This is a genomic window from Bowmanella sp. JS7-9 (assembly GCF_004329715.1).
Lineage (GTDB): Bacteria > Pseudomonadota > Gammaproteobacteria > Enterobacterales > Alteromonadaceae > Pseudobowmanella > Pseudobowmanella zhangzhouensis.
On sequence record NZ_JXSY01000018.1, the window covers coordinates 336528 to 363241 of the forward strand.

The 26714-nt window shown below is 50.8% G+C and carries 26 protein-coding genes; 21 read left to right on the plus strand and 5 right to left on the minus strand.

The window, feature by feature from the left end:
- Window positions 1–4 precede the first annotated feature (4 nt).
- Complete coding sequence (locus TK45_RS11010) at window positions 5–2209, minus strand: LPS-assembly protein LptD (protein ID WP_254426592.1); 2205 nt, start codon at window positions 2207–2209, stop codon at window positions 5–7.
- 160 nt (window positions 2210–2369) lie between these two features.
- Here TK45_RS11010 and djlA point away from each other — a divergent pair, with 160 nt between their 5' ends.
- On the plus strand, window positions 2370–3191 hold the full coding sequence (gene djlA, locus TK45_RS11015) for a co-chaperone DjlA (RefSeq protein WP_131258709.1): 822 nt from the start codon (window positions 2370–2372) through the stop codon (window positions 3189–3191).
- Between the two features lie 2 nt (window positions 3192–3193).
- Here djlA and TK45_RS11020 read toward each other — a convergent pair whose 3' ends face one another.
- Both TK45_RS11020 and TK45_RS11025 read right to left on the minus strand, forming a co-directional pair.
- Entirely contained in the window at window positions 3194–3790 is a 597-nt protein-coding gene (locus TK45_RS11020; protein ID WP_131258710.1) for a peptidylprolyl isomerase, read from the minus strand.
- Between the two features lie 14 nt (window positions 3791–3804).
- Window positions 3805–4941, minus strand: coding sequence for a methyltransferase (locus TK45_RS11025; RefSeq protein ID WP_131258711.1), 1137 nt, complete (start codon window positions 4939–4941; stop codon window positions 3805–3807).
- Between the two features lie 10 nt (window positions 4942–4951).
- On the opposite strand from TK45_RS11025, the gene TK45_RS11030 reads away from it, so the two are divergent.
- The 16 genes from TK45_RS11030 (at window position 4952) to TK45_RS11105 (ending at window position 20771) form a co-directional block, all read left to right on the plus strand.
- A complete protein-coding gene (locus TK45_RS11030; protein WP_131258712.1) occupies window positions 4952–5551 on the plus strand; it encodes an alpha-ketoglutarate-dependent dioxygenase AlkB in 600 nt (199 codons plus the stop codon).
- A gap of 178 nt (window positions 5552–5729) precedes the next feature.
- Window positions 5730–6053: a BolA/IbaG family iron-sulfur metabolism protein gene (locus TK45_RS11035; RefSeq protein ID WP_131258713.1), complete on the plus strand. Its 324-nt coding sequence runs from the start codon at window positions 5730–5732 to the stop codon at window positions 6051–6053.
- A gap of 200 nt (window positions 6054–6253) precedes the next feature.
- Window positions 6254–6706, plus strand: a complete 453-nt coding sequence (locus TK45_RS11040; RefSeq protein ID WP_254426593.1) for a TRAP transporter small permease subunit — start codon at window positions 6254–6256, stop codon at window positions 6704–6706.
- The gene (locus TK45_RS11045) at window positions 6706–8076 is read left to right on the plus strand and encodes a TRAP transporter large permease subunit (protein ID WP_131258714.1); all 1371 of its coding nucleotides are present in this window, start codon (window positions 6706–6708) and stop codon (window positions 8074–8076) included. The genes TK45_RS11040 and TK45_RS11045 overlap by 1 nt, the downstream gene beginning before the upstream one ends.
- Before the next feature lie 14 nt (window positions 8077–8090).
- On the plus strand, window positions 8091–9182 hold the full coding sequence (locus tag TK45_RS11050) for a TRAP transporter substrate-binding protein (protein ID WP_131258715.1): 1092 nt from the start codon (window positions 8091–8093) through the stop codon (window positions 9180–9182).
- A 72-nt stretch (window positions 9183–9254) separates the two neighbouring features.
- Window positions 9255–10430 (plus strand): enoyl-ACP reductase FabV, encoded by a 1176-nt coding sequence (fabV, locus tag TK45_RS11055; RefSeq protein ID WP_131258716.1) that lies wholly within the window; start codon window positions 9255–9257, stop codon window positions 10428–10430.
- Window positions 10431–10896: 466 nt separating this feature from the next.
- Window positions 10897–12231, plus strand: coding sequence for a Na(+)-translocating NADH-quinone reductase subunit A (locus TK45_RS11060; RefSeq protein WP_131258717.1), 1335 nt, complete (start codon window positions 10897–10899; stop codon window positions 12229–12231).
- Between the two features lie 3 nt (window positions 12232–12234).
- On the plus strand, window positions 12235–13440 hold the full coding sequence (locus tag TK45_RS11065) for an NADH:ubiquinone reductase (Na(+)-transporting) subunit B (protein ID WP_131258718.1): 1206 nt from the start codon (window positions 12235–12237) through the stop codon (window positions 13438–13440).
- Window positions 13430–14188, plus strand: a complete 759-nt coding sequence (locus TK45_RS11070) for a Na(+)-translocating NADH-quinone reductase subunit C (protein WP_131258720.1) — start codon at window positions 13430–13432, stop codon at window positions 14186–14188. The genes TK45_RS11065 and TK45_RS11070 overlap by 11 nt, the downstream gene beginning before the upstream one ends.
- 3 nt (window positions 14189–14191) lie before the next feature.
- Complete coding sequence (locus TK45_RS11075; RefSeq protein WP_131258722.1) at window positions 14192–14824, plus strand: NADH:ubiquinone reductase (Na(+)-transporting) subunit D; 633 nt, start codon at window positions 14192–14194, stop codon at window positions 14822–14824.
- Between the two features lie 3 nt (window positions 14825–14827).
- Window positions 14828–15436: an NADH:ubiquinone reductase (Na(+)-transporting) subunit E gene (gene nqrE / locus TK45_RS11080; RefSeq protein ID WP_131258724.1), complete on the plus strand. Its 609-nt coding sequence runs from the start codon at window positions 14828–14830 to the stop codon at window positions 15434–15436.
- 15 nt (window positions 15437–15451) lie between these two features.
- Window positions 15452–16690, plus strand: a complete 1239-nt coding sequence (gene nqrF, locus TK45_RS11085) for an NADH:ubiquinone reductase (Na(+)-transporting) subunit F (RefSeq protein ID WP_131258726.1) — start codon at window positions 15452–15454, stop codon at window positions 16688–16690.
- A gap of 54 nt (window positions 16691–16744) precedes the next feature.
- On the plus strand, window positions 16745–17758 hold the full coding sequence (locus tag TK45_RS11090; RefSeq protein WP_131258727.1) for an FAD:protein FMN transferase: 1014 nt from the start codon (window positions 16745–16747) through the stop codon (window positions 17756–17758).
- 3 nt (window positions 17759–17761) lie between these two features.
- Window positions 17762–17995 carry a (Na+)-NQR maturation NqrM gene (gene nqrM, locus TK45_RS11095; protein ID WP_131258729.1) on the plus strand — a complete coding sequence of 78 codons (234 nt, stop codon included), beginning with the start codon at window positions 17762–17764 and terminating at the stop codon, window positions 17993–17995.
- 85 nt (window positions 17996–18080) lie between these two features.
- Window positions 18081–19145, plus strand: a complete 1065-nt coding sequence (gene dinB / locus TK45_RS11100) for a DNA polymerase IV (RefSeq protein ID WP_131258731.1) — start codon at window positions 18081–18083, stop codon at window positions 19143–19145.
- Between the two features lie 72 nt (window positions 19146–19217).
- Window positions 19218–20771, plus strand: a complete 1554-nt coding sequence (locus TK45_RS11105; RefSeq protein WP_131258732.1) for a leucyl aminopeptidase family protein — start codon at window positions 19218–19220, stop codon at window positions 20769–20771.
- Here TK45_RS11105 and TK45_RS11110 read toward each other — a convergent pair.
- Window positions 20768–21559 (minus strand): acyl-CoA thioesterase II, encoded by a 792-nt coding sequence (locus TK45_RS11110; RefSeq protein WP_131258733.1) that lies wholly within the window; start codon window positions 21557–21559, stop codon window positions 20768–20770. The genes TK45_RS11105 and TK45_RS11110 overlap by 4 nt on opposite strands.
- Window positions 21560–21733: 174 nt before the next feature.
- Here TK45_RS11110 and TK45_RS11115 point away from each other — a divergent pair, with 174 nt between their 5' ends.
- The 3 genes from TK45_RS11115 to TK45_RS11125 all read left to right on the plus strand — a co-directional run bounded on the left by TK45_RS11115 (window position 21734) and on the right by TK45_RS11125 (window position 25386).
- Window positions 21734–23134 (plus strand): sugar porter family MFS transporter, encoded by a 1401-nt coding sequence (locus tag TK45_RS11115; protein ID WP_131258735.1) that lies wholly within the window; start codon window positions 21734–21736, stop codon window positions 23132–23134.
- Between the two features lie 5 nt (window positions 23135–23139).
- Complete coding sequence (locus TK45_RS11120) at window positions 23140–23793, plus strand: lysoplasmalogenase (RefSeq protein WP_131258737.1); 654 nt, start codon at window positions 23140–23142, stop codon at window positions 23791–23793.
- A 93-nt stretch (window positions 23794–23886) separates the two neighbouring features.
- The gene (locus TK45_RS11125; RefSeq protein ID WP_131258890.1) at window positions 23887–25386 is read left to right on the plus strand and encodes a S10 family peptidase; all 1500 of its coding nucleotides are present in this window, start codon (window positions 23887–23889) and stop codon (window positions 25384–25386) included.
- On the opposite strand, the gene TK45_RS11130 is transcribed toward TK45_RS11125, so the two are convergent.
- Window positions 25383–25763 (minus strand): GFA family protein, encoded by a 381-nt coding sequence (locus TK45_RS11130; protein WP_131258739.1) that lies wholly within the window; start codon window positions 25761–25763, stop codon window positions 25383–25385. The genes TK45_RS11125 and TK45_RS11130 overlap by 4 nt on opposite strands.
- Window positions 25764–25893: 130 nt before the next feature.
- On the opposite strand from TK45_RS11130, the gene TK45_RS11135 reads away from it, so the two are divergent.
- Window positions 25894–26697 carry a class III extradiol ring-cleavage dioxygenase gene (locus tag TK45_RS11135; protein ID WP_254426594.1) on the plus strand — a complete coding sequence of 268 codons (804 nt, stop codon included), beginning with the start codon at window positions 25894–25896 and terminating at the stop codon, window positions 26695–26697.
- The last annotated feature ends 17 nt before the right edge of the window (window positions 26698–26714 follow it).

Below are 26714 nucleotides of genomic sequence, written 5' to 3' on the forward strand. Positions count from 1 at the left end.
TCGATTATTTATTCAGGAAATAGGGTTGGCGATAGCCAAATAAACCATCGTTTAACAGGTCGCGGCGGCTCTTACTTTGCCCCATACCTTTAAACACAAACTTCAGGGAAATACCCGATTCAAACTCATTGGTACTTTGCTGGCCGAGGGCATCGAAGCGGTTGTTTAAGTAACGCTCAACCACAAATTGCAGTGCCCAGCAGCAGGATTCGTATTGTATCCCAGCGTAGGATTCAATAGTACGATGTCTGCGTGCATCTTTAAACCACCGACCGACAGCATACCAGCTTCCCTGTATCGGCCACGAGGCAGTTACTCCCCATTGGTCAATTTTTTCTTCTGATAGTTCCCGCACATAGCGATGGGAAACCTGAATCAATTGCTCTTCGTTTTTCCGATATTCCAGCGTGATATGACTTTTGCTGACCTGATTGTTATCACTGTTAAGTTGCAATCCAGAAGTAAAAAACCAGCGGCGTGAAGCGCGCCAATCAAGCTCAGCAGCCAGTTCGGAACGGTCACCCTGTGTTTCTAAGTCAGTGACCTGATTCTCCGACAGGTAAAAGATTTGTGCGAGGCTCACGCGCAGAAATTCAGCGTTATTTTCATCCAGCCAGCGGCTGGTAATCCCCATTGTGAGCTGATTGGAGTCGGAAAATCGATCCGGTCCGGTAAACTCGTGCCCGCGGAACAGACCCTGATAGTCAGTCAATAATCGCGCGGTATCATAAAAGCCTATGCCGGACTGATCATCATAACTGGTGTACAAATACTGCAGCCGAGGCTCGAGGGTTTGTTTGCCGTTGGCGCCGAACAGGTTTGAGTCGCGTTCGAAATTTAACGCGCCGTATAAGCGCAACCGGCCTAAGGTGCGGCTGACTTTATCGTCTAACCCGCTGATATCCGTCTGTTCCTGCCAGTAATTGGTTTGCAGCACGCTGGCCTTGGCAGAAAACTCCCCCCAAGGGGCCCAGTAATTCCACAGCAATGCCGGAACAACGTGTAAACGCGTGGCTGCAGGGCTTAATTCATTGCGACTATCAAAGCGGGCCAGTTCAGTCTGCCAGTCCAGTTCAAACCCTGCGCTTAATGGGTAATTGTAACCCAAACGCAGTTCCGGCATGGCGCGATAGCTATCAGGGTGGGCACCAATAATCGCAAAATCCCGCAGAGCCGCACTAAAGGTAAAATTATCATCCAGATAACGTACGGTCAGGCTTCGGTCTAAATGGGTATCTGCACGGTTATAGAAATCGCTGCCCAGATCGACAATATAGTTATCATCACTCAAACCATTCAGATCCAGTGATGCCCGCCAGTTGTCATTTAATTTGCTAAATTGCTGCCAACGATAAAAATAGCGGACTTCATCGGAGTCGTAGGTCGTGTCGCTGGGCAGATATTCAAGGTCCATTTGTCCTGCATGCTGACGGGTCAGATAGCGGAATTCTGTTTGTAATTGGGTACCCCGTTTACTCATCATACGAGGTGTGAGGGTCATGTCGTAGTTATCTGCAAGATTCCAGTAAAATGGCTGCAAATAGCTGAAGCCGATACTGTCATTGCTTTTAAAGCGAGGTGTCAGCAAGCCCGATTGGCGACGGTCTGTAACGGGAAAGGTGAAGTAAGGCAAATACAGCACAGGTACATCAAACAGATAAAAGCGGGTGTGCCACGCCTCACCCCAGATCTTGCCGGGGCGTAAACTGATTTCACTGGCAACCATGCGCCAATCTTCACCGCCGGCCGGGCAGGTGGTAAAGCTCACATCACTAAGCTCAATTCCTTGTTGCTTGTTAAGGGCGATTTGGCCGGCTTCGCCTCGCCCGGTGAAACTCAGCATCTGATACTGGGTGTCATCCAGCTGTAATTCACCTGATTGCAGATTCACTACAACGCCATCACTGCTGACCAGAATCTTGTTGTCTTCGAACGTGATATTGCCATTGGCTTGCAGGCTTTGTTGCTCTTTATCCAGACTGGCAGCCTCTGCTTTGATCAGGCTGGAGTCAGTCAGAATTTCGACATTGCCACTGAATGAGGCGAGCTGATCACGGATCACCTCGGTTTGATTGGCTTTCACTTCGATACCGCTGTTTTTCGCCCTGAATTCAACTGCTTCAGGGGGCGGGGCTTCACACTGCGCCTGCGCCGCAACCTGCGTGCTGAACAGGGACAAGATTGCCAGTGTGTAAAACGGTTTTTGCAAAGTGATTCCTAACCAATATCTGATGAAATTAACTGGTGGCAGATTGTAAGGGTTACGCCGTGAATTACCAACACTTATCCGGCCTTGTGCTTTGGTGGTTTACCCGGTTATTCCCATCACGGCATAATGATGTCGCATTACAGGCTATGGGACGTTAATTATGTGGGGAAAGCTATTCGGGGCGATGTTTGGTTTTATGTTCGCCAAAATTCCCGGATTGATCCTGGGGGTCATCGTTGGGCACATGTTCGACCGCGGCTATGCGGCGGACTTTAATCGTGCGGGTGGATTTGGCCGATTATTTGGTGAGCAGGATGAATTGAAATCCCAGGCGATTTTTTTCCACGCATTGTTTGCTGTGATGGGGCATGTGGCCAAGGCCAGTGGACGGGTAACCGAACAGGAAATTCGCATGGCCACTAGTCTGATGGACCAAATGCAGTTGTTTGGTGAAAAACGCCGTGAAGCGCAGCAGGCCTTCAAAGAAGGTAAGGGCAGCGACTTTCCACTTAAGCAAATATTACGGGAGTTTCGTACATCCTGTTTTGGTCGTCATGATGTGATGCAGATCTTTCTGGAGATTTTGATCCAGGCTGCGTTTGCGGATGGTGAATTACACCCAAAAGAAGTGCAGGTATTAGAAACGGCCGCAGGCGAACTTGGGTTTTCGGTAACCCAACTGCGCCACTTGCTGAATATGTATGAAGCGGAACTGCGTTTTCGCCAGCATCAGGGTCAGCAACGCCAGCGTACACAGGCGTACAGTGCGCAACAACAACTGAGCGATGCGTACAAAATATTAGGCTGTCAAAGTAATAGCAGTGACGCGGAGATCAAAAAAGCTTATCGGAAGCTCATGGCGCAGCACCATCCGGACAAACTGGCGTCGAAAGGTCTGCCACCTGAAGCCCTGGAAATGGCTAAAATCAAAACCCAGGACATTCAGGCTGCCTATGAGCGGGTCAGACAAACCCGCAATTGACGTTAGTTACTTTTTACCACCCGCGCTTTTATCAGCATGACGGGTTGCACCGGCACATCGTTCCAGCCCAGTGTGTCATCAAAACGGGTTTCCACCTGGGCCATTTTGTCGACTACATCCATGCCTTCGACAACACTACCGAATACCGCGTAACCCCATGTGCGGCCCGGATCAAGGCTGTCGTTATCCGCCACATTGATAAAAAACTGTCGGCCCGCCGAATGAGGTTGATTCTGGCGTGCCATGGCAATGGTATAAAGCGTGTTTTTTTCGCCGTTGCCAGACTCGTTAAAAATACTTTCATACACAGGTAGTTCTTTCATCTCGGCATCATAGCCGCCACCTTGCACCACAAAGTCGGGAATGATGCGGTGAAACACCGTGTTGTCATAGGCGCTGTTGGCCACATAACGCAAAAAGTTGTTGGTGGTGATCGGAGCCTTGTAGCGATTCAACTCGACAACGATGACGCCCATGCTGGTCTCCAACCGTACCTTCGGGTACAGGTTGTCCGCATCAACCCGTGCGCCGTCTTTAACTTCGACGGCACCAACCAGACTACTAAACAATAGTGAAACAAGTACGAGTAGTTTTTTCATGGCGTCTCTCCTTTTTATTTTTTAACGGCCGACAAAATACTGAATTTATTGTTGGCCGCAACGACCTGATAACCACCGAACAGGCGTTTCAATTTTTGTGGATAGTCCAGATGGCGGTTCCCGACAATACGCAGTTCACCGCCTTTGCTCAGACGGTCAAAACTGTCGGTAAACATTTGCCAGGCAATGTGATCGGTAATGGTATTTTGCTGATGAAAGGGGGGGTTACACACTACGGTGTCGGCACGCTGTTGCACTTGCTCCAAACAGTTACTCCAGATGAACTGACATACTGAGGCCTGATCAGGTAGGTTCGTTTCGATATTCAGGCGCGCAGATTCAACTGCCATGTAGGACTCGTCTACCAATGTCAGCGAGCCTGGCTGACTGTTATGCAACAACGACAGGCCCAGTACGCCATTACCACACCCCAGGTCGATAACCTGCTTGCCGCTTACTTCGGGCAGATGTTCCAGAAAGAAGCGCGCACCAATATCCAACTGATTACGGGCGAATACGTTAGCATGATGGCGTAAGGTAAATGGGGTATTTTCAAGCGGCCAACTGAGTAAATCTGCCCGCGCTTCTATACAAGGCGCCGTCGCACGACTGAAAATTAAACGGGACTTTTTCACCGCCAGTGAAGTTTTCGTTTCACCAATATATTTTTCAAACAAAGCCAGGATCGATGAGGTCACCTGATTGACCTTACCTGCGGCAATAATTTGCGTATCCGGGCTGGCAAGCTGGCGGATTTGCTGCAACTGATATTCCAGCATGGCGACGCTTTTGGGTAACTTCAGCAGCACCAGCGGCGCATAGGGCAAGGGTGACAGACTGTTCACCTGCGTTATGCCCTCCAATGGCAGACCGTTGCGCGCCAGATTCTGTTCCAGAGCCAGTTGCGCAACTTTTGAATCGGTGACCCAAACCGGTTGCTGCGTCGCCAAAAAACAGCCTAACGCACCAAACTCGTCATTGAAAATCAGCGGTTGGTTTACAGCGATTAAGCCGCTTTCATGTAAGTGGTTGATCAAGTATTGATCTGCCGCGTCCCAGGCTTGCAAGGATTTATGCTGCAATCGCGCCGGATAGCGCAACAGTTCCATTGTCTGGTTATTCAGGGTTAAACTGGTGTTCGCTTGATTCATGGTAGGACTAATGACTCACTCACTGTTTGCACAACCTCAAACCTGGTGTTTACCGGATGCTGATTTGAGTTATTGGCCGGGATTTCTCAGTGCCCAGGAAGCCGATTTTTATCTGCATACTCTGCAAAGCAGCCTGGCCTGGCAGCAGGATTCTATCAGACTGTTTGGCGAATTTCGCAAAATTCCGCGCCTGCAAGCCTGGTATGGCGATCAGGGGGTGGCGTACAGCTATTCTGGTACCCGCCTGACGGCGAGCCACTGGACACCTGCATTAGAAAGTTTGCGCGACAGAATAGAACAAGCCACCGGTCACAGGTTTAATTCTGTGCTGGCCAATTTGTATCGGGATGGCAATGACAGCATGGGTTGGCATGCCGATGACGAGCCAGAACTGGGAGACAATCCGGTCATAGTGTCATTGACGCTGGGCGAGACCAGAGACTTTAAATTGCGTCACAAAACCAGCAAAGATCAGGTAAAAATTGCATTGAGTTCCGGAAGCCTGTTGATTATGGCCGGGGCGACCCAACATTGCTGGCAGCACAGTATTGCTAAATCCCGTAAGCCCTGTGGCGTGCGTATCAATTTGACCTTTCGCAGGGTGTTCTGACGTTATAGAAGCGCAGAATTGGATAGCAAAAAAATATAACTTTTCCGTACAAAGGCTTAGGGCAAACCGACAAAAATGCGCGTTTTAAAAGCCGTTCTAAAGGACTAGATTTAGCGAATGGGCGTTGAAGTTTGGCGGCTGACCAGCCCGGGTCCAGCCATTAAGCGAGGGAATTTGGATGAATATTCAAATAGAAATTGAAAAAAAACTCACAGAGCATTTCCAACCAGCACATCTGGAAGTGATTAACGAAAGTCACCAGCATAACGTGGCACCTGGCTCCGAAACGCACTTTAAAGTGGTACTTGTCACACCAAAATTCAGCGGAGAGCGTCTGATTAACCGTCACCGTGCGGTCAATGCGGTGTTGAAAGAAGAATTGGCCAACAAAATCCACGCGCTGGCATTACACACCTATACCGACTCTGAATGGCAGGGGTTGTACGGTGGTGCGCCGGATTCGCCGGCTTGTTTGGGCGGCATGAAGCGCCGCGTGAGTTAAATTCCAGGCCCGGTTATCTGACCGGGCTTTTTGTTTCTGCGAAAAATACGTTAAGCATTTGTAATTAAAATGTAATTTCCTGCTTTTCATCACTGTGCTTTTTAGTAATCATGTCTCTACTTGTTGGTAAAGAGACATAAGTGGTTGTGAAGAGTTGGGTTGCCCTGATTGACAGGTTGAGTTTGCGGCTGAGCCAGATTGTGAGCTGGTTTGGACTGGTAATGGTGCTGTTGACCCTCGCTGTGGTTGTATTGCGATACGGATTTGATCTTGGCTGGGTTGCCATGCAGGAAACCGTGATGTATCTGCATGCCTGTGTATTCATGCTCGGCGCATCCTATACCTTTAGCGTGGATAAACATGTTCGGGTTGACGTGTTTTACAGCAAAATGTCCGCTAACAGGCAGCATTGGGTCAATCTGTGCGGTGGGATCTTTTTGTTAATACCTGTCTGCCTGTTTATCTTCATTGCCAGCTGGGAGTATGTCATCGCCGCCTGGCAGACCATGGAACGTTCTAACGAAGCCGGTGGTTTACCGCTGGTTTACGCACTTAAAACCCTGATATTACTCTTCTCCGGCCTGATGTTATTGCAGGGGCTGGCTGATGTGCTTCGACATGCCATCGCCATTGGTCAGCGGGAGGCTCGCTGATGGAATGGTTATCACTAGTGATGTTCGCGCTGGTTTGTGTGGTGCTGTTATTTGGTTACCCGGTGGCATTCTCGCTGGCCGGTACCGCGTTGTTATTTGCGGGCCTGGGTTATCTGACCGGTACGTTTGATGGCGCGTTTTTACAGGCCATGCCCAATCGTTTGTATGGGATTATGACCAACCAAACACTGCTGGCGGTGCCTCTGTTCGTGTTTATGGGCGTGGTATTGGAAAAAGCCAAAATCGCCGAACAATTACTCCTGACTATGTCAGGAGTATTCGGACGTCTGCGCGGTGGCTTGGCGATATCCGTGATTTTGGTGGGAATGTTGCTCGCAGCCAGTACCGGTATCGTCGGCGCGACCGTGGTCACGATGGGGCTGTTGTCATTGCCCAGCATGCTCAAACAGGGCTATCACCCTGCGTTCGCCACAGGCAGTATTTGCGCGACCGGCACACTGGGGCAGATTATTCCGCCATCCATTGCGCTGGTATTACTGGGGGATGTGTTGTCCAGTTCCTATCAGCAGGCGCAATTAAAACAGGGTATTTTCTCACCTGAATCAGTGTCGGTTGGTGATCTGTTTATTGGCGCATTGTTGCCGGGCTTAATGCTGGTGTTGCTGTATATGCTTTACACCGTGCTGGTGGCGATATTCAAACCGGATTGGTTGCCGGCACCTGCCAAGCAGCAGCAGTCCATAAAACTGGCCGATGTTGCGCAGTCCCTGTTGCCGCCGCTGTTACTTATTTTTGCCGTACTGGGCTCTATTTTACTCGGCTATGCCACGCCGACAGAGGCGGCGGGGGTTGGGGCGAGCGGTGCATTGCTCATTGCGCTGTTGAAACGTCAGCTTACTCTGGCTCGCTTACAGGAGATTTTGCTCAACACGCTGACTGTGACCAGTATGGTCTTCCTGATCCTGATTGGCGCGGCGTTGTTTTCGTTGGTGTTTCGTGGGTTTGGCGGTGAATCACTGATTCATCATCTGTTTGATAATTTGCCAGGTGGCGTGTTGACCGCCATGTTTGTGGTCATGCTGGTGATTTTTCTGCTCGGCTTTATTCTGGATTTTATTGAAATCACCTTTATCGTAGTACCGCTGGTGGGCCCGGTTTTACTGATGATGGGGGTCGATCCTATCTGGTTGGGGATCATGATTGCACTTAACCTGCAAACCTCATTCCTGACCCCGCCATTTGGTTTTGCCCTGTTTTATCTGCGCGGCGTAGCGCCGCCGGACGTTAAGACCGCGGATATCTATCGCGGTGTTGTACCCTTTGTTGTTATTCAATTGCTGTTACTGGTGGGCCTAGCGGTTTGGCCCGAACTTGCCACCTGGCTGCCGGACTATCTGCAGCAAGGCTAGATGGAGATATCAATATGAAATCCTGGATTGTAAAACTTACCGCAGTCACCTCCCTGCTAGGATTGGTTGCTTGTGGGCCGCAAGCAACGGAAAAAGCGGCACAAGCAACGCCGCAGCAAACCTATGAATGGAAAATGGTCACGACCTGGCCAAAAAACTTTCCCGGTCTCGGACGTGGGCCGGAAACGTTCGCTGAATATGTAGACAAAATGTCAGGTGGTCGCCTTAAAGTAAAAGTGTATGGCGCAGGTGAGGTAGTGCCCTGGGATCAGGTATTCGATGCGGTATCCGCCGGTACCGTGGAAATGGGGCACTCTGCCGGTTACTACTGGAAGGGTAAAGCGCCGGCCGCGCAACTTTTCGCGGCGATTCCGTTTGGCATGAATGTGCAGGAAATGAATGGCTGGTTTCATTATGGTGGCGGGATCGAACTGTGGCGGGAAACCTATAAACCATTTGGCGTAATCCCATTCGCAGGTGGCAATACCGGCGTGCAGATGGCGGGCTGGTTTAAAAAAGAAATTAACAGTATTGAGGATTTACAGGGTCTGAAAATGCGTATTCCCGGTCTCGGTGGTGAAGTACTGAAAAAGCTCGGTGGGGTGCCGGTCGCCATGTCGGGCGGGGAACTGTTTACCGCGCTGCAAACCGGTGCCCTAGATGCAACGGAGTGGGTAGGTCCATATAATGACCGCGCCTTTGGCCTGTATAAAGCAGCCAATTATTACTATTACTCCGGTTGGCATGAGCCGGGCACGGCGCTGGAATTTATCGTCAACGAAAAAGCCTACAACAGCCTGCCGGATGATCTGAAAGCCATCGTAGAAGTCGCCACCAAAGCCGTCAATCAGGATATGCTGGATGAATACACCGCACGCAACAGTGAAGCGATGCACAGCCTGCAAACTGAACACAATGTAGATATGCGTCCTTTACCTGCAGAAGTCATGGCGCAATTGAAAGCTGCCAGCGATGAGGTGTTGCTGGAACAGGCCGCAGCTGATGCGCAATTTGCCAAAGTGTTGGCGTCTTATCAGGCATTTCAGCGTTCAGCGTCGGCTTATCACAAGATTTCAGAGCTTGAATATTACAAAAATCGCGAGTAATTCTGCTCGTCCGAGTTGTTATCAGCTAGTGCGCCGATAGAATGGGCGCACTTTTTTTTCAGGAAGAACTAAATGATTATCCAACCGAAGATCCGAGGTTTTATTTGTACCAACGCGCATCCGGTGGGTTGTGCCGCCAATGTGGCCGAACAAATTGCCTATGTTAAGCAACAGGGCGAAGTGGCAGGCCCTAAGCGTGTGCTGATTCTGGGCTGCTCGACCGGTTATGGTCTGGCTTCCCGCATTGTGTCTGCATTTGGTTGTGGTGCTGATACCCTCGGGGTGTGCTTTGAAAAAGAGCCGTCCGAGCGCAAAACCGCCACGGCCGGTTGGTACAATGTGGCTGCGTTTCACCAGGAAGCAAAAGCAGCAGGCTTGTATGCACGCACTCTTAATGGCGATGCCTTCTCTAATGAAATGAAAGCCGACGTCATTGAGGCGATCAAACAGGATATGGGGCAGGTAGATCTGGTGATTTACAGCCTGGCAGCCCCGCGCCGTACCGACCCGGTGAGCGGCGAAGTGTATAAATCTACCCTGAAACCTGTGGGTAAGGCTTACACCACCAAGACCTATGACACAGACAAAGATCTGGTGCATGAGATTTCTCTTGAGCCTGCGAACGAAGAGGAAATCTTCAATACCGTTAAAGTCATGGGCGGGGAAGATTGGGAGTTGTGGTTACAGGCTCTGAATGACGCCGGTGTCCTGGCCGAAGGCTGTAAAACCACAGCTTATACCTATATAGGTAAAGAATTGACCTGGCCAATCTATGGTCACGCTACGATCGGTAAAGCGAAAGAAGATCTGGACCGTGCTGCGGCACAAATTAATCAGCGTTATGCGGATAAAAAGGTGCAGGCTTATGTGTCGTCGCTGAAGGCACTGGTTACTCAGGCCAGTTCCGCAATTCCGGTGATGCCGCTGTATATCTCGCTGATTTATAAGGTGATGAAGCAGGAAGGTACCCATGAAGGCTGTATAGAGCAGATTTATGGATTGTTTAACGACAAGTTGCTTGCCGATGCGCCAGAAACTGATGAAGCCAAGCGCTTGCGGATGGATGGTAAGGAGACCAACGATGCGACTCAGGCAAAAATCAAAGCACTGTGGGATCAGGTCACGCAGGACAATTTCCACGAGTTAAGCGATTACGCAGGGTATCACCATGAATTTCTGCGTTTGTTCGGTTTTGATGTGGCAGGTGTTGACTACGAAGCCGATGTATCACCGTTGGCCGATTGGTAAAAACTCAGAAGTCATCTATTACTTCTTTACGAAAAGCAGGCTTAGGTCTGCTTTTCATTTATTTACCAGCTTTTTACATAAAAAAGCGTTTAAACAACAATTTGCGTAGCGAACAGGCGAGCATTGATGCTAAAATTCCGTGCTTAAGTCAATCCTTATAAAACTATCGGGCGATGGAATGCTGAGCGATTTTATGCGCACGGTGTCGCCGATTAAAAACATCAGCACCAAGGAATTACGAATAACACAAGGCGTGTCACATGACCCGACCTGATGTTGTTGTGAGTGGTGGGTAAGGATTGAGTATCCCCCGACGCACCGCCAGACGTGCATCGCACTGAATGGCCGGACGGCGCGGGAGACGCTGAAATGCGGAGAACCTGTAGACGTATTCCGGTAGCGCCGGAATAAAGCAGGCCTGAACAGAATTCGGTTCTTTTTTATTTTCAGAGTAGTGCAATTGCATATGATAAAAATCAAACATGGCTTAGACCTCCCAATTCAGGGAGCGCCTCAACAGGCCATCCAGGACGGTAACGCGGTCACCCGTGTTGCAGTGTTGGGTGAAGAATATGTTGGTATGCGCCCCACCATGCACGTGCAGGTGGGTGATGTAGTGAAAAAGGGTCAGGTTCTTTTTGAAGACAAAAAGAACCCTGGCGTGAAATTCACTGCACCAGCAGCCGGTACCGTAACTGAAGTCAATCGCGGTGAGAAACGCGTTCTGCAATCAGTGGTCATTGAAATCAGCGGTGATGAACAGGAAGTATTTCCTGCGTTCGCCGATGTAGCCAATGCTGATGCTCAAGAACTGCGTACTGCGCTGGTAAACAGTGGTCTTTGGACCGCACTGCGTACCCGCCCGTTCTCAAAAGTAGCTGCGGTTGATGGCAACCCTCACTCAATCTTTGTGAACGCCATGGATACTAATCCTCTGGCGGCGGATCCTGCGGTCATTATCGCAGCGCGCAAAGACGACTTTGAGCGTGGTTTGCAGGTACTGAACAAACTGACCAGCGGAAAAGTGTTCGTCAGCAAAGCCCCGGGCGCGTCTGTGTCAGTCGGTCAGGCGAAGGTTGATGTAAACGAATTCGCGGGCCCACACCCGGCCGGATTGGTTGGCACACATATCCATTTCCTCGACCCGGTTGGTGCGAAGAAAGTTGTTTGGCATATCGGTTATCAGGATGTGATTGCATTCGGTGCATTCGTTGCGACCGGTAAGATTGACTCAAGCCGCGTTGTTGCGCTGGCTGGCCCAATGGCGAAAAACCCACGTTTAGTGAAAACCTTGCTGGGTGCCTCATTGGAGCAACTGACGGCGGGTGAACTACAGGACGGTGACGTGCGCGTTATCTCTGGTTCTGTACTGCACGGTCAAAAATCTGCAGGTGTGCACGCCTATCTGGGTCGTTATCACACTGCGGTTGCTGCACTTGCCGAAGGTTATGAGAAAAAGCTGTTTGGTTGGTTAGCGCCTGGTTCAGATATGCACTCGGTAACACGTGCTTACTTAGGCCACCTGAGCCCTAAACGTTTGTTTAATATGACTACCAGCACTAATGGTTCTGATCGTTCAATGGTACCAATCGGTAACTATGAGCGTGTTATGCCGTTGGACATCCTGCCGACTCTGTTGTTGCGTGACCTGATTGCCGGTGATACCGACAGCGCGCAAGCCATGGGGTGTTTAGAGCTGGATGAAGAAGATTTAGCACTGTGTACCTACGTTTGCCCGGGCAAATATAACTACGGCCCAATTCTGCGTAGCGTGCTGACCACCATCGAGAAAGAGGGGTAATCCATGAGTTTAAAAGATTACTTAGAGCGTATTGAGCCGAACTTTGAGCCAGGTGGAAAATACGAAAAGTGGTATGCCCTGTATGAAGCGGCAGCGACCATTTTCTACACCCCGGGTAAAGTGAATAAATCCACTACCCATGTAAAAGACAGTATCGATCTGAAACGCATCATGATTATGGTGTGGTTGGCGACGTTCCCGGCCATGTTCTATGGCATGTTCAACGTGGGTCAACAGGCAAATCTGGCGGTATTGCAAGGCTTTGGTCTGCCAGATATGTGGCAGGCTGGTTTGTTTACTGCGCTGGGCGGTAGCCTGGGAGCAGAGGCAGGCTGGGCCAGCATGTTCCTGTATGGTGCGTGTTTCTTCCTGCCGATCTATGCCGTAACCTTTATCGTCGGTGGTTTCTGGGAAGTGTTGTTTGCGTCTGTGCGCAAGCACGAAGTTAACGAAGGTTTCTTCGTGACCTCAGTGCTGTTTGCCCTGACATTACCGGCTACCATTCCGCTGTGGCAGGTTGCGCTGGGTATTACTTTCGGTGTGGTGATTGCCAAAGAAGTATTCGGTGGTACCGGACGTAACTTCTTAAACCCTGCACTGGCAGGTCGTGCATTCCTGTACTTTGCTTACCCTGCACAAATCTCTGGTGACGCTATCTGGGTTGCCGCAGATGGTTTCTCTGGCGCCACTATGCTGGGTCAGGCGGCCGCTGGCACGATGGACTATGCGAACATGGATCTGTGGTGGAACGCCTTTATGGGTAACATCCAGGGTTCAGTGGGTGAAGTCTCTACCCTGATGCTGGCAATCGGTGGCTTGTTCATCATTTATCAGCGCATTGCTTCATGGCGTATCGTGCTGGGTACCTTCTTCGGTATGGTGCTGTTTGCTTCATTGCTGAATATGTTTGCGTCTGAGACAGGTAACCCGATGCTGGCAATGCCTTGGTACTGGCACTTAGTCGTAGGTGGCTTTGCCTTTGGTATGTTCTTTATGGCGACTGACCCGGTATCTGCATCATTTACCAATTCAGGTAAATGGGCATACGGGCTGCTGATTGGTTTCATGACCGTGATGATTCGCGTACTGAACCCGGCATTCCCTGAGGGCATTATGTTAGCCATTCTGTTTGCTAACCTGTGGGCCCCGTTATTCGACTACTTCGTCGCGCAGAGCAATATCAAGCGGAGGATCGCTCGTGTCAGCTAAGAAAGAAACGTTCGCAAAAACCCTTGGTGTGGTGCTGGGGGTGTGTCTGGTCTGTTCGGTAGTCGTTGCTGGTTCGGCTGTTGGACTGCGCTCTGTGCAGGAAAAAAATGCTCAGCTGGATAAGCAGACCAATATACTTGAAGCCGCAGGTTTACTGGCACAAGCCAAGGGCGACATCGCTGCTACGTATAACAAGTATGTAGAAGAGAAGTTTGTTGATCTGGAAACTGGTGAATATGTTGATGCGCCATACCCGGATTACGACATGTTTGGTCCAAAGGCGCGTAAGCAGGAAAACAGTATTAAGCCATTGCCTGACACTGCTGGAATCAACCGACGCCCTAATGTGGCCAGTGTGTATTTGGTTAAATCCGATCAGGGTGAACTGCAACGCATAGTATTGCCTGTTTATGGTAGTGGCCTGTGGGATCTAATGTATGCATTTTTATCATTAGATGCCGATGCACAAACCATTCGCGAGCTGGTCTATTATCAGCAAAAGGAAACCCCTGGACTGGGGGGCGAAGTGCTTAACCCTAGCTGGAAAGCGAAATGGGACGGTAAGCAAATTTTTAACGGTGACGAGGTTGCTATTACCGTCAAGAAGAATGCCGGTGAGAATAATCCTTATGCAGTAGATGGACTCTCAGGCGCTACATTGACCAGCAATGGAGTGGATAACCAGTTGCAATATTGGCTGGGCGAAAATGGCTTTGGTCCATACCTGAAAAAGATGAAGCGAGGCTAAGTGATGGCTGATACTAAAGAAATGAAAAAGGTATTGTTCGGGCCGATCCTGGACAATAACCCGATTGCCCTGCAAATTTTGGGTGTGTGTTCTGCCTTGGCAGTAACCACAAAGCTGGAAACAGCGTTGGTTATGTCGCTGGCACTGACTTCAGTGACGGCGTTTTCTAACCTGTTTATTTCATTGATTCGCAACATCATTCCATCAAGCGTACGAATCATCGTGCAGATGACCATTATCGCGTCGCTGGTAATCGTTGTTGACCAAATCCTCAAAGCCTACAGCTATGAAATCTCTAAGCAATTATCGGTGTTTGTTGGCCTGATCATCACTAACTGTATCGTAATGGGTCGTGCGGAAGCCTTTGCAATGAAGTCGCCACCTATGATGAGCTTCCTGGATGGTATCGGTAACGGTTTAGGTTATTCATTCGTGCTGGTGATCGTAGGTATCGTCAAAGAACTGTTCGGTTTCGGTACTTTGCTGGGCTTTGAAATTCTGCCTTTGGTACAAAACGGCGGCTGGTATCAGGCTAACGGTTTGTTGATTCTGCCATTCAGTTCTTTCTTCCTGATCGGAGGCCTGATTTGGGTTATCCGTACCTTCAAGAAAGAGCAGGTTGAGGCGAAGGAGTAATCAATGGAACATTATATTAATCTGCTGGTACGTGCCGTTTTCGTCGAAAACATGGCACTGACCTTCTTTCTGGGTATGTGTACTTTCCTAGCCGTGTCCAAGAAAGTAAAAACTGCCATGGGTCTGGGTATCGCGGTTGTGGTGGTATTGACCATCTCTGTACCGGCAAACCAGGTTATCTACTCTACGTTCCTGGCGCCGGGTGCACTGGAATGGGCTGGCTTTCCTGATACTGATCTGAGCTTCCTGAACTTCCTGACCTTTATCGGCGTTATTGCTGCATTGGTACAGATTCTGGAAATGGCACTGGATAAGTATTTCCCTGCTTTGTACAACGCGTTAGGGATCTTCTTGCCACTGATCACGGTAAACTGTGCCATCTTCGGTGGTGTTGCGTTCGCGATTCAGCGTAATTACGATTTTACTGAAAGTATTTTCTATGGTTTCGGCAGCGGTATGGGCTGGGCAATTGCTATTGTTTTGCTTGCTGCAGTGCGTGAAAAACTCAAATATGCCGACATGCCGGATGGCATTCGCGGCCTGGGCTCAGTATTTATTACTGCTGGCCTGATGGCACTGGGCTTCCAGTCATTCTCTGGCATTTCTCTGTAAGCGAGGCGAGTTAATATGTTTGATAACCCAACTGAGATTTACCTGGGCGTTGGCATGTTCATCGCCATCGTTGTGGTGTTGGTGATGATTATCGCTTTCGCCAAGTCCAAACTGGTCCCTACCGGTGATGTGACTATCCTGATCAACGACGATCCAAATAAAGCCATTACCGCGCAACCTGGCAGTAAGCTGCTGGGCGCACTGGCCAATGCTGGCATCTTCGTATCCTCTGCCTGTGGTGGCGGTGGTTCATGTGGTCAGTGTCGAGTACATATTCATGAGGGCGGCGGTGAAATCCTGCCAACCGAGCTGGACCACATCTCTAAGCGTGAAGCCCGTGAAGGCTGTCGCTTAAGCTGTCAGGTCGCTGTGAAGCAAGATATGAAGATTGAGCTAGAAGAAGAAATCTTCGGCATCAAGAAGTGGGAATGTACCGTTATCTCTAACGACAACAAGGCCACCTTCATTAAAGAGCTGAAATTAGGCATCCCGGAAGGCGAAGACGTACCTTTCCGTGCCGGTGGTTACATTCAGATCGAAGCGCCAGCGCACCATGTTAAGTACAAAGAGTTCGATATTCCTGCCGAATATCGTGGTGACTGGGAACGTTTTGGTTTCTTCAACATTGAGTCAAAAGTTGATGACGAAACCATCCGTGCTTACTCCATGGCCAACTACCCGGAAGAGAAAGGTATTATTATGCTGAACGTGCGTATCGCTACGCCGCCGCCTAATAATCTGAGCCTGCCAGCCGGTAAGATGTCGTCTTATATCTGGAGCCTGAAGCCCGGTGACAAGGTGACAATTTCTGGTCCATTCGGTGAATTCTTTGCCAAAGACACTGACGCAGAAATGGTATTCGTCGGTGGTGGTGCGGGTATGGCGCCAATGCGTTCACACATTTTCGACCAGCTGCGTCGTCTGAAGTCCTCTCGTAAGATGAGCTTCTGGTACGGTGCCCGTTCTAAGCGCGAAATGTTCTATGTAGAAGATTTCGATATGCTGGCGGCCGAAAATGACAACTTTGAGTGGCACGTGGCCTTGTCTGATCCTCAGCCAGAAGATAACTGGGAAGGTTACACAGGTTTCATCCACAATGTGTTGTTTGAAAACTACCTGAAGGATCACCCGGCACCTGAAGACTGTGAGTTCTACATGTGTGGACCTCCTATGATGAACGCTGCGGTTATTAACATGTTGAAAAACCTGGGTGTTGAAGACGAAAACATCCTGTTGGACGACTTTGGCGGCTAATCAGTCGTGTTAGAAAAAGGGCAGTTAACTGCCCTTTTTTAATGGAAGTAAAAAATGAAAACCTTGTTGAGTGTTTTATTCATTGTTTTTTTTGCGGGCTGCACACCGGCCCAGCAGGCTCAGGTCAGTATTGAAGGGCGAACAATGGGCACGACCTACCATATTAAGTGGGTCGCAGAACCTGACTCACCAGCACAAAGCGTATTACACGCAGAAATCGATGCGGCGCTGGTGCAGGTAAACAAAGAAATGTCCACCTACGACCCGACCTCCGAGCTGTCGGTATTCAATCAACGTCCTGCGTTTGAACCTATGCAGGTGTCTGACGGGACGGCCACGGTGATTCGCGAAGCGATTCGTCTCGGTGAGTTAACCGGTGGGGTATTGGATGTGACGGTTGGCCCGTTAGTTAATCTGTGGGGGTTTGGCCCCAACGCGAAGCCTGAGAAAGTACCCAGCGATGAACTCATCGCAGAAACCAAGGCGCGCACTGGCCTGCAGTTTCTGCAATTAGACGATCACACGCTGACTAAGCTGCATGACGATTTGTATGTGGACTTGTCTACCATCGCCAAAGGCTGGGGAGTGGATGTGGTGGCGGAGATCCTTGCCAGCCACAATATCCACAATTATCTGGTAGAGATAGGCGGTGAAATGCGTCTGGCAGGGCGTAAAGCCGATGGCAGTGAGTGGCGCGTAGCGGTGGAAAAGCCGGTTACGGCAGAGCGTGCGGTACAGGAAATTATCAGTGTGGGCGATAATGGCATTGCCACCTCAGGGGATTACCGTAATTACTTTGAAGAAGACGGACTGCGATATTCACACCTGATCGACCCCACTACGGGCAAGCCAATTCAGCACAATCTGGTTTCCGTCACGGTGGTGCACCCGTCGTGTATGACGGCAGATGGTCTGGCAACCGCTCTGATGGTGATGGGCTTTGATCGGGCGCTGGAATTCGCCGCACAACAAGATCTCGCGGTATTGTTGATAAAGCGGGAAAATGGCGAATTTCACGCGTATAATAGCCCCCGATTTGAGCCCTATTTACGTAAGCCAGGTAGTTAACCCGTGAGTACTTTTGTTCTGACCTTTGTTGCCTTTGTCGTTGTGATTGTGATTATGGCCGTTGGCTATATGATTCAACGTAAATCTATCTCCGGAAGTTGTGGTGGGTTAGGCGCACTGGGCATCGAAAAGGCCTGTGATTGCCCTGAGCCTTGTGACCGCAAGAAAGCCCGTCTCGCCCGTGAGCAGGCTCGTGCCGCCAAACTCAAAGAGTGGCAGGACAATAAAATTATTTAACTAAAAAGCCGCCATCAGGCGGTTTTTTATTGATTATTTTTCAGCACCCTGCAAAATAACTGTATGTAAAAACAGTGTTTGTCCAATGCGCAAGATTATCCACATCGATATGGATTGCTTCTACGCCGCGGTAGAAATGCGCGACGATCCCTCGTTGCGTAATGTGCCTATTGCGGTGGGCGGTTCGCGCGAAAAACGTGGCGTGATCAGTACCTGTAATTATCAGGCAAGAGCCTTTGGGGTGCGCTCGGCGATGCCGACCGGACAAGCACTCAAATTATGTCCGCAGCTGGTACTGGTGAAAGGCCGGATGGACGTGTATCAGCAGGTATCTCGCCAGATTCGCGCTATCTTCGCCGACTATACCGATAAAATCGAGCCCCTGAGCCTGGATGAAGCGTATCTGGATGTCACAGACTGTACGCGACATCAGGGCAGTGCCACCCGCATTGCCGAGGAAATCCGCCAGCGTATCTTTCATGAGACCCAATTGACTGCCTCGGCTGGGGTCGCTTCCTGTAAGTTTGTCGCCAAGATCGCCAGCGATGAAAACAAACCCAATGGCCTGTGTGTCATCACCCCGGCCATGCATGATCAGTTTGTGCGCCAGCTCCCACTGAAAAAAATTCCCGGAGTGGGAAAGGTCACGGCGGATAAGCTGGCATCCATGGGCTTGCACACGTGTCAGGATGTCCGTGATTACCCACTGGAAAAACTCCTGCAACGATTTGGGAAATTTGGACCTGTGCTGTGGGAGCGTAGCCATGGGATTGATCAGCGCAGCGTCAATAATCAGCGCCAGCGCAAATCGGTCGGCGTTGAAACCACGCTGGCGGAGGATATTGCCAGTTTTGAGGAGTGTTGGCAGGTGGTGGAGCGCTTGTTTCCTAAGTTACAGCAACGTCTGCAAAAGGCCACCGGCTCTGCTGCCATCCACACCCAGGGATTGAAATTAAAATTTTCTGATTTTCAGCAAACCACGGTAGAGCATCGCCAGACACAGCTAAATCAGGGCTTTTTTGATGGGCTGTTGCATGAAGCCCTGACCCGTCAACAGGGGCGACGTATCCGATTGGTCGGTATCACCGTAGGGCTGCCGACACAGCACGCCAGTGTGCAGTTGGATTTACCTTTGGATTCAGATAATTAAACGCATAGTGGAGCAGATTTTGCTACTTTATGCGTACACTACATGCCGCTTTTATCCTTGCAGGAGATTCCTATGCCATTTCCCCGCGCGCAAGCCTTTGATTCGAACGCTCATTGGTCGACGCTGATTGAACAATATGATGCCGTCATTTACCTTGGGCCCGAAGGGCTGCTTAGTCAACACCCGCAACTGACGGAAACCTTCGCCACTGTGGCACAGATCGATCAACGCGTTGGCAAGCAGGTTGTGCTGGTGCATGCCGCGGCAGCACCTGGGCAGCGTCTGGTGATCGCCCCCACGGGGCCTCTTGAGCGTGATTATGATGATGTGCGTCGCTATGCGGATGCCGCCGAAAAAGCAATTCGTGTTGCCTGTGACGCGGGCAGTCGTCGTCCGGCGTTGGTCGTGGTGAAGCCGGACAGCCTGAGTCAGTATCAGCATGCTGCCCAAGTGGCCTTTCTGGCTGCGTGTCAGGCGCTATGGCAACCGCTGGAAGCTCGTGAACGCTTGGTCGAGGCGGAAATTGAACCGGTTGAATTCATTGGCATGCAAGGCGTCACTGAGGACGAGGCCAATTGGCTCAATGCAGTGGAAGAGGGTCGGCGCTTGGCGCGGGATCTGTGTGGCACCAATCCCGAGCGTATGAGCGCCATTCGCTTCGCTGAATACTGTGTGGAAGCGTTTAAGGATGTGCCGGTACAGGTTGAAGTGCTGGGGCCAGAGGACAATATCCAGCAAACCTATCCGCTGCTGTTTTCTGTGGCACGCGCCTCAATGGATGTGGCCAGACATCACCCGCGTGTTGTACGTTTGCACTACAAACCCGAAGGCACGGTGAAACAAACCCTGCTATTTGCCGGCAAGGGCGTAGTGTATGACACCGGTGGGGCGGATTTAAAAACCGACGGGCATATGGCTGGCATGAGCCGCGACAAAGGCGGTGCCGCCGCTGTGGCCGGTTTTGTGAAAACCGTTGGGCGACTGGCCCCCAAGGGACTGGAAGTGATTGCCGAATTGGGGCTGGTACGTAACAGTATCGGCGCGGACGCGTTAGTGGCCGATGAGATTATACGCTGCCACGCGGGCGTGGATGTGCGCATAGGCAATACCGATGCGGAGGGGCGGCTGGTGTTGGCCGACTTGCTGTCGCATCTGCGCGAAGATGCGTTGCAGCGTGAACATGTGGAATTATTCAGTATCGCGACCCTGACTGGCCATGCTGCCCGTGCGGTTGGGCCTTATACCGCGTTGGTGTCGAACGGACCTGCGCACGCCCAGGGTAAGGCGACTCGCCTGTCTGCTATTGGCGATAATTTTGGCGATCCGTGCGAGATTTCCCGATCGCGTAGGGAAGACTTTGCGTTTGTGGCACCACGCAGTGCGGCGGATGATGTGCTGTCCAGTAACAACGCTGCGTCAGCCGTGACCGCGCGCGGCCACCAGTTTCCGCAAGCGTTTCTGACCATTGCGTCCGGGCTGGATAAGCATGGGATTAACAGCCAGCACCCGCTGGCTTATACTCATATCGATATTGCGGGCAGTGGTGTACAGGGCGGGGACTGGCAACATGGTAAACCGTCCGGTGCACCGGTATTGTGCCTGGCCGCCCGTTACCTGCTGGACTAGTCGAAAATACCAGCCACCTGACGGCTCAGCGCAATCAGCTCGCCGTCAGGATCCCACAACTGTGCTTCGGTATGCGCATAACCATCCGCAGCTTGTACGGTTTGCACCTGATAAGCCAGCCAGCTTTCTGGTGCAATGGGCCGGTGCGGATGCACAAATTCCAGATTCCAACTCATGCTGGACGCAGGCGCAGGCCAACGCAACATTTGTAACGGCGCAGGTGGCCAGGCATCAGCCAGCGCGATAATGTGCGCGTCGCTAATTTGTGCTGGCGCTTTAGTAAAACGCATCCAGCCATGCAAATGGGCGTGCTTACTACCGGTAAATGGCATTTGCCCTTCTTCTACTGCCAAATCCATGTGCTTCAAAAACTTCGGCGTGACTTTGGGAATCTGCGGAATGAACTTGGCTTTTTTCGGCAGGGCCATGTTATGGCTGTAAATGGCCGGCACACTGATTTTCGACTGGCGTTCACCGGCGAACAGCGCCACACCTAACACTGCGACTTTGCCATTCTGCATCGCACGCGCGGTCATTTGTATGGCATTTTTACCTTCGCGCAGTAACTCTGTCTCGATGCTAAAGGGCACTTCGGGCTCTAGTGGGCCGACGAAATTGATGGTCAGTGAGCGCAGGAAACGTGTCGGCTCAACCTGTTCGCGCATGGCCTGGTACACCATGGCCGCACTGATCCCGCCAAATGCGGTGCGTCCCTGGGTCCAGTCTTTGGGTAAGATTAACTCGGCCGGGTTATGCGCAACCTGGTGCAATAGTTCGTCAATATGCATGAAAAGTCTCTTCTGGTCGGATGAGTTAGGTTATATCGGGGTCGGTGGCGGATGTCCAGTCAGCAGGTGAAATCTGTAAAAATTTAACAAACTGGTTACATACGTTTGTATGTTGTGTTTAGCTACACAGCCTGACCTAATGTGCACATAAAAATATAACAACAGGAGCAAGCTATGGCACTGGACACGTCTCAACATAATCATGGATTTATCTTTTTTATCGCTGTCGTGGCCACCATTGGCGGCTTTTTGTTTGGCTTCGATAGTGGCGTAATTAACGGCACCGTCGATGGCCTGAAAATGGCTTTCAACGCAGAAGATATCGCCACCGGATTCAATGTGGCCAGTATGCTACTGGGCTGCGCAGTCGGTGCGTTTTTTGCCGGCTGGCTAGCCGACCGTTATGGACGGCGCAATATGCTGCGAATCGCCGCGTTGCTGTTTATCATCAGCGCCTGGGGCAGTGGCATGGCCGGTTCCTCGCTGGAGTTTATTATCTATCGGGTGCTGGGCGGCCTGGCTGTCGGCGCCGCATCGGTCATGTCGCCGGCGTATATCAGTGAAGTTGCACCTGCCCATTACCGTGGACGCTTATCCTCGGTGCAGCAAATTGCCATCATCGCGGGTTTATTTATTGCCTTTGTCAGTAATTACTTACTTGCTCAATATGCCGGTAAATCAACTGATGTTTTATGGATGGGCTACGAGGCATGGCGCTGGATGTTCTGGATGGAGCTGTTCCCTGCGGTAGTGTTTTTACTGGCGCTGCTGTTTATTCCGGAAAGCCCGCGTTATTTAGTGGCCAAAGGTGAGCAAGCTCAGGCAGATACTGTATTGGGCCGCTTGTACGGAACGGTTAATGCCGCACCAAAGCGGGCGGAGATCGAGCAATCTCTGAATCAGGAACATGCCCCCAGGCTTGCTGATCTGATGGACGCCGGAAGCGGTAAATTGCGCAAGATTGTCTGGGTTGGGGTTGGATTAGCCACATTCCAGCAGTTGGTCGGGATCAATGTGGTGTTCTACTACGGCGCGGTGTTATGGCAGGCGGCAGGTTTTGCCGAGTCGCAGGCACTGCTGATTAACATCATCTCTGGTGGTGTCAGTATTGCGGCGTGCCTTATCACTATCGCGGTAATCGATAAAATCGGTCGTAAACCCCTGCTGTTGCTCGGAAGCATCGGCATGGCGGTATCGCTTGCGGTAATGGTGTGGTGCTTTTCCAATGCTCAAGTGACCAGCAATGGCCTGCAACTGGGGGCAATGGGCACGCTGACATTGATTGCTGCTAACGTGTACGTGTTCTTCTTCAATATGTCTTGGGGGCCGGTCATGTGGGTAATGCTGGGTGAAATGTTCCCTAATCAAATTCGGGGTTCCGGTCTGGCAATCAGTGGCCTGTTTCAATGGGGCAGCAACTTTGCTATCGCGATGACCTTCCCAATCATGCTGACCGGTATTGGATTAGCGGGGGCCTATGGATTCTATGCGCTGTGTGCACTGGTCTCTGTGTGGTTTGTCGTGCGCATGGTGCATGAAACCAAAGGTAAAGAACTCGAGCAAATGCAGGGATAAGCCGGATGACAACACTATCACGTTGGTGGCTTGTGCTTTGGATAGGCGCAGCAACCAGCTATCTGTTGTGGCCGGCGTTACTGCCGGCATCGTTTCACGCACTGCATAAAGCCTTGCCCATCGGCATGTTGCTGGTGTGGGGCGCCGTGCAGTCAGGCGGTAAACTGCGCCTGTGGGTGTCGTTGGCGATGTTGTTTAGCATGATGGGCGATGTGCTGCTGGCGTTGCCGTTTGCTAACCATTTTCTATTCGGGCTTGGTGCGTTTTTGTTGGCGCAACTGACCTACGTGAAAATCTTCAGTGCTTTTGTGCAAAGCCAGTGGCGCAAGCCGAAACTGCTCGCGACCCTTGGATACCTGGTGTATTGCGCAGCGCTACTTAGCTGGATCATGCCGCAAGACAGCGTGCTACGCGTAGCGGTGAGTGTCTATGTGCTGGTGATAGCCTGCATGGCGATTTTATCGGTGTGGTTGTTGCCAACAGGTGGATTAATCGCAATCGGTGCCGCGCTGTTTGTGGCGTCAGACTCGATGATCGCCATCAATCGTTTTGTCGCCCCATTCGAGGGGGCTGATTTACTGATCATGCTTAGTTATTACCTGGCGCAACTTGCGCTGGTGACCGGCATCATTCGTTTATATCGGCAATCGGCAGGTTAAACGGCCTTGGCTATTGGTCTGCTTCGCGTATGCTGTTGAAAAGTCTTTAAAAAGGAACAGGTTATGGGAATCGCTCAGCGTATCATCAGACTGATGGCAGGCAGCTTAGTATGTTGTTCATTGTCAGTCGTCGCAGATGACACCGCGAACATAAAAATCGACCCAATAAGTCAGGTCATTACACAGCACAAAACGACGATTTTAGGTAACAAGATCAGCTACCAGGCCACCACCGGTACACAACCTGTGTGGGACGAACAGGGTAACGCAACGGCAACCTTGTTTTATACCTATTACCAGCGTACCGATGTGAAAGATGTGACTCGCCGGCCACTGATTATGTCCTTCAACGGCGGGCCTGGCTCGGCGTCAGTATGGATGCATATCGCCTATACAGGTCCGCGGATCCTGAATATCGATAGCGAGGGCTATCCGGTCCAACCTTATGGTGTACAAACGAACCCGTATTCGATCCTGGATGTAGCTGACATCGTGTTTGTGAACCCGGTAAATACAGGCTATAGCCGCGTATTACCGGACAAAGACGGCAAAATGCCGGATAAAGATAAACAAAAATCGATGTTTTTTGGGGTGAATGCAGACGTCAAATATCTGGCCGGCTGGCTAAACACGTTTGTCACACAACACAATCGCTGGTTAAGCCCCAAATACCTGATAGGTGAAAGCTACGGCACTACCCGGGTGTCGGGGCTGGCGCTGGAGTTGCAAAACGCCCAGTGGATGTATCTCAATGGGGTGGTATTGGTATCACCTACAGAATTGGGCCTGAAACGTGAAGGGCCGGTAGAAGCTGCGAATCGCTTGCCCTATTTCGCCGCGACCGCCTGGTATCATAAGAAACTACCGGCTGACCTGCAGGCGCTGGATTTAGATGATTTGCTCCCTCAGGTCGAGGAATTCACCCTGAACCGATTATTGCCGGCACTGAGTAAGGGCGGTTTTATCGACGCACAGGAAAAGGCTGACGTACTTAAGCAAATGGCGCGCTATTCAGGGTTATCTGAAACCTTTATTGCCGGGCAGAATCTGGATGTCTCAACCTGGACGTTCTGGAAGGAATTATTGCGCGATGAGAGCAAAACCGTTGGTCGCCTGGACAGCCGCTATTTAGGTATAGATAAACAGGATGTAGGTGATAATCCGGATTATTTCGCCGAACTGACGGCTTGGTTACACGCCTTTACGCCAGCGATTAATTATTATCTGCGTGAAGAGCTGAACTACAAAACTGATGTGAAATACAACATGTTTGGGCCTGTGCATCCATGGGAGCGCGAAGGCGATAAAACTGGCGAAAATCTGCGTCAGGCTATGGCGCAAAATCCATTTTTGCAGGTGATGGTGCAAAGCGGATATTACGACGGTGCCACCAATTATTTCGATGCTAAATATTCAATGTGGCAGCTCGATCCCAGCGGCAAAATGCGTGAGCGCCTGTCGTTTAAGGGTTATCGCAGTGGGCATATGATGTATTTGCGTCGCGAGGATTTGCAAAAATCTAATCAGGATCTGCGCGAGTTTATTCAGGGCTCTTTACCTGCACCTGGCTCGCCGGCGCAGTACCCGCGCTAATCCTGACTCTTATGCGCCAGACTGGCGGCATTTTGCTCCCAGTTCTGGCCATCAAATTCCACTATATCGATATGTTTCGGACGGGTATCCAGACAATTCAGGTTGATATCGATACCGTCAGGATTTGAACGGGGCGTATAGAAAGGTTTTACCCCACAGACTTTACAAAAGGTGTGTTTTGCCACCCCGGTATTGAAGGTGTAGATAGTCAGGGCGTCTGCCCCAGTCAACAAGGTAAAGCGACTCAGCGGGACAATCAGGTGTAAAAAGCCACTTTTACTGCACACCGAACAATTACAGCGCTCCGCTTCAATCTTCTCTGGTGCCTCAACGGTAAACGTGACGCGACCACAATGGCAACTGCCGTTGTACAACATGTTGACTCTCCCCTTTGCTACACGTCGCTCAGCATATGCAAATCCATTGGCTATCGAAAGGTTTATCGAAATTTTTCAAAAAGACCTGCCGCTAACGCTGGAGTAAGCTGGAAAAAATGACCGGAAAACAATGACGATGCAAACAGCAGATATTTTATTTATTTCCCACGGCGGTGGCCCGTTACCTCTACTTGGCGATGTAGGCCATCAGGCATTGGTATCCTGCCTGCAACAGTTAGCCTCGCAACTCAATCGTCCTAAGGCGGTCATTGTGTTTAGCGCCCATTGGGAAAGCACCCCGGTGCGGGTCACGACATCTGCTAATCCTTCGCTGTTATATGATTATTACGGATTTCCGCCAGAGTCTTACGCTATCCAATATCCTTGTCAGGGAGAACCTGAACTGGCCGCGCAGATTTTAAGCCAGCTCAAGGCGCAGGGTATCGATGCGGACGCAGAAACTGAGCGCGGGTTAGATCATGGGGTATTTGTACCGATGAAAATTATGTATCCCGACGCGGATATTCCCTGTGTACAGGTATCACTGCGACAGGATTTGTCGGTTGAGTTTCATCTGGCGCTGGGTAAAGCCTTGCAGGGCATGGATCTGAGCGATGTACTGGTGCTGGGTTCGGGTTTCTCATTCCACAATATGCGCGGCTTTTTTGAACCGGGTAATCAGACGATCAATCAAGCCAACCACGCGTTTGAGCAATGGCTGGAAGCGGCCATGGCAGAATCCAATGAAGAAGCTATGCAGCACTGGCAGCAGGCTCCGGGCGGTGCGCTTTCTCACCCCCGTGAGGAGCACCTGATCCCCTTATTTGTGTGTGCCGGTTTGGCAGGACGTCCTTATGATCAACACCTGAGTGTTGACGTATTAGGCAAACAGGCCAGTCAGTATCTGTGGCTGGCCTGCGGGGCGCCGAATTAGGGTATACTGGCGGGCTT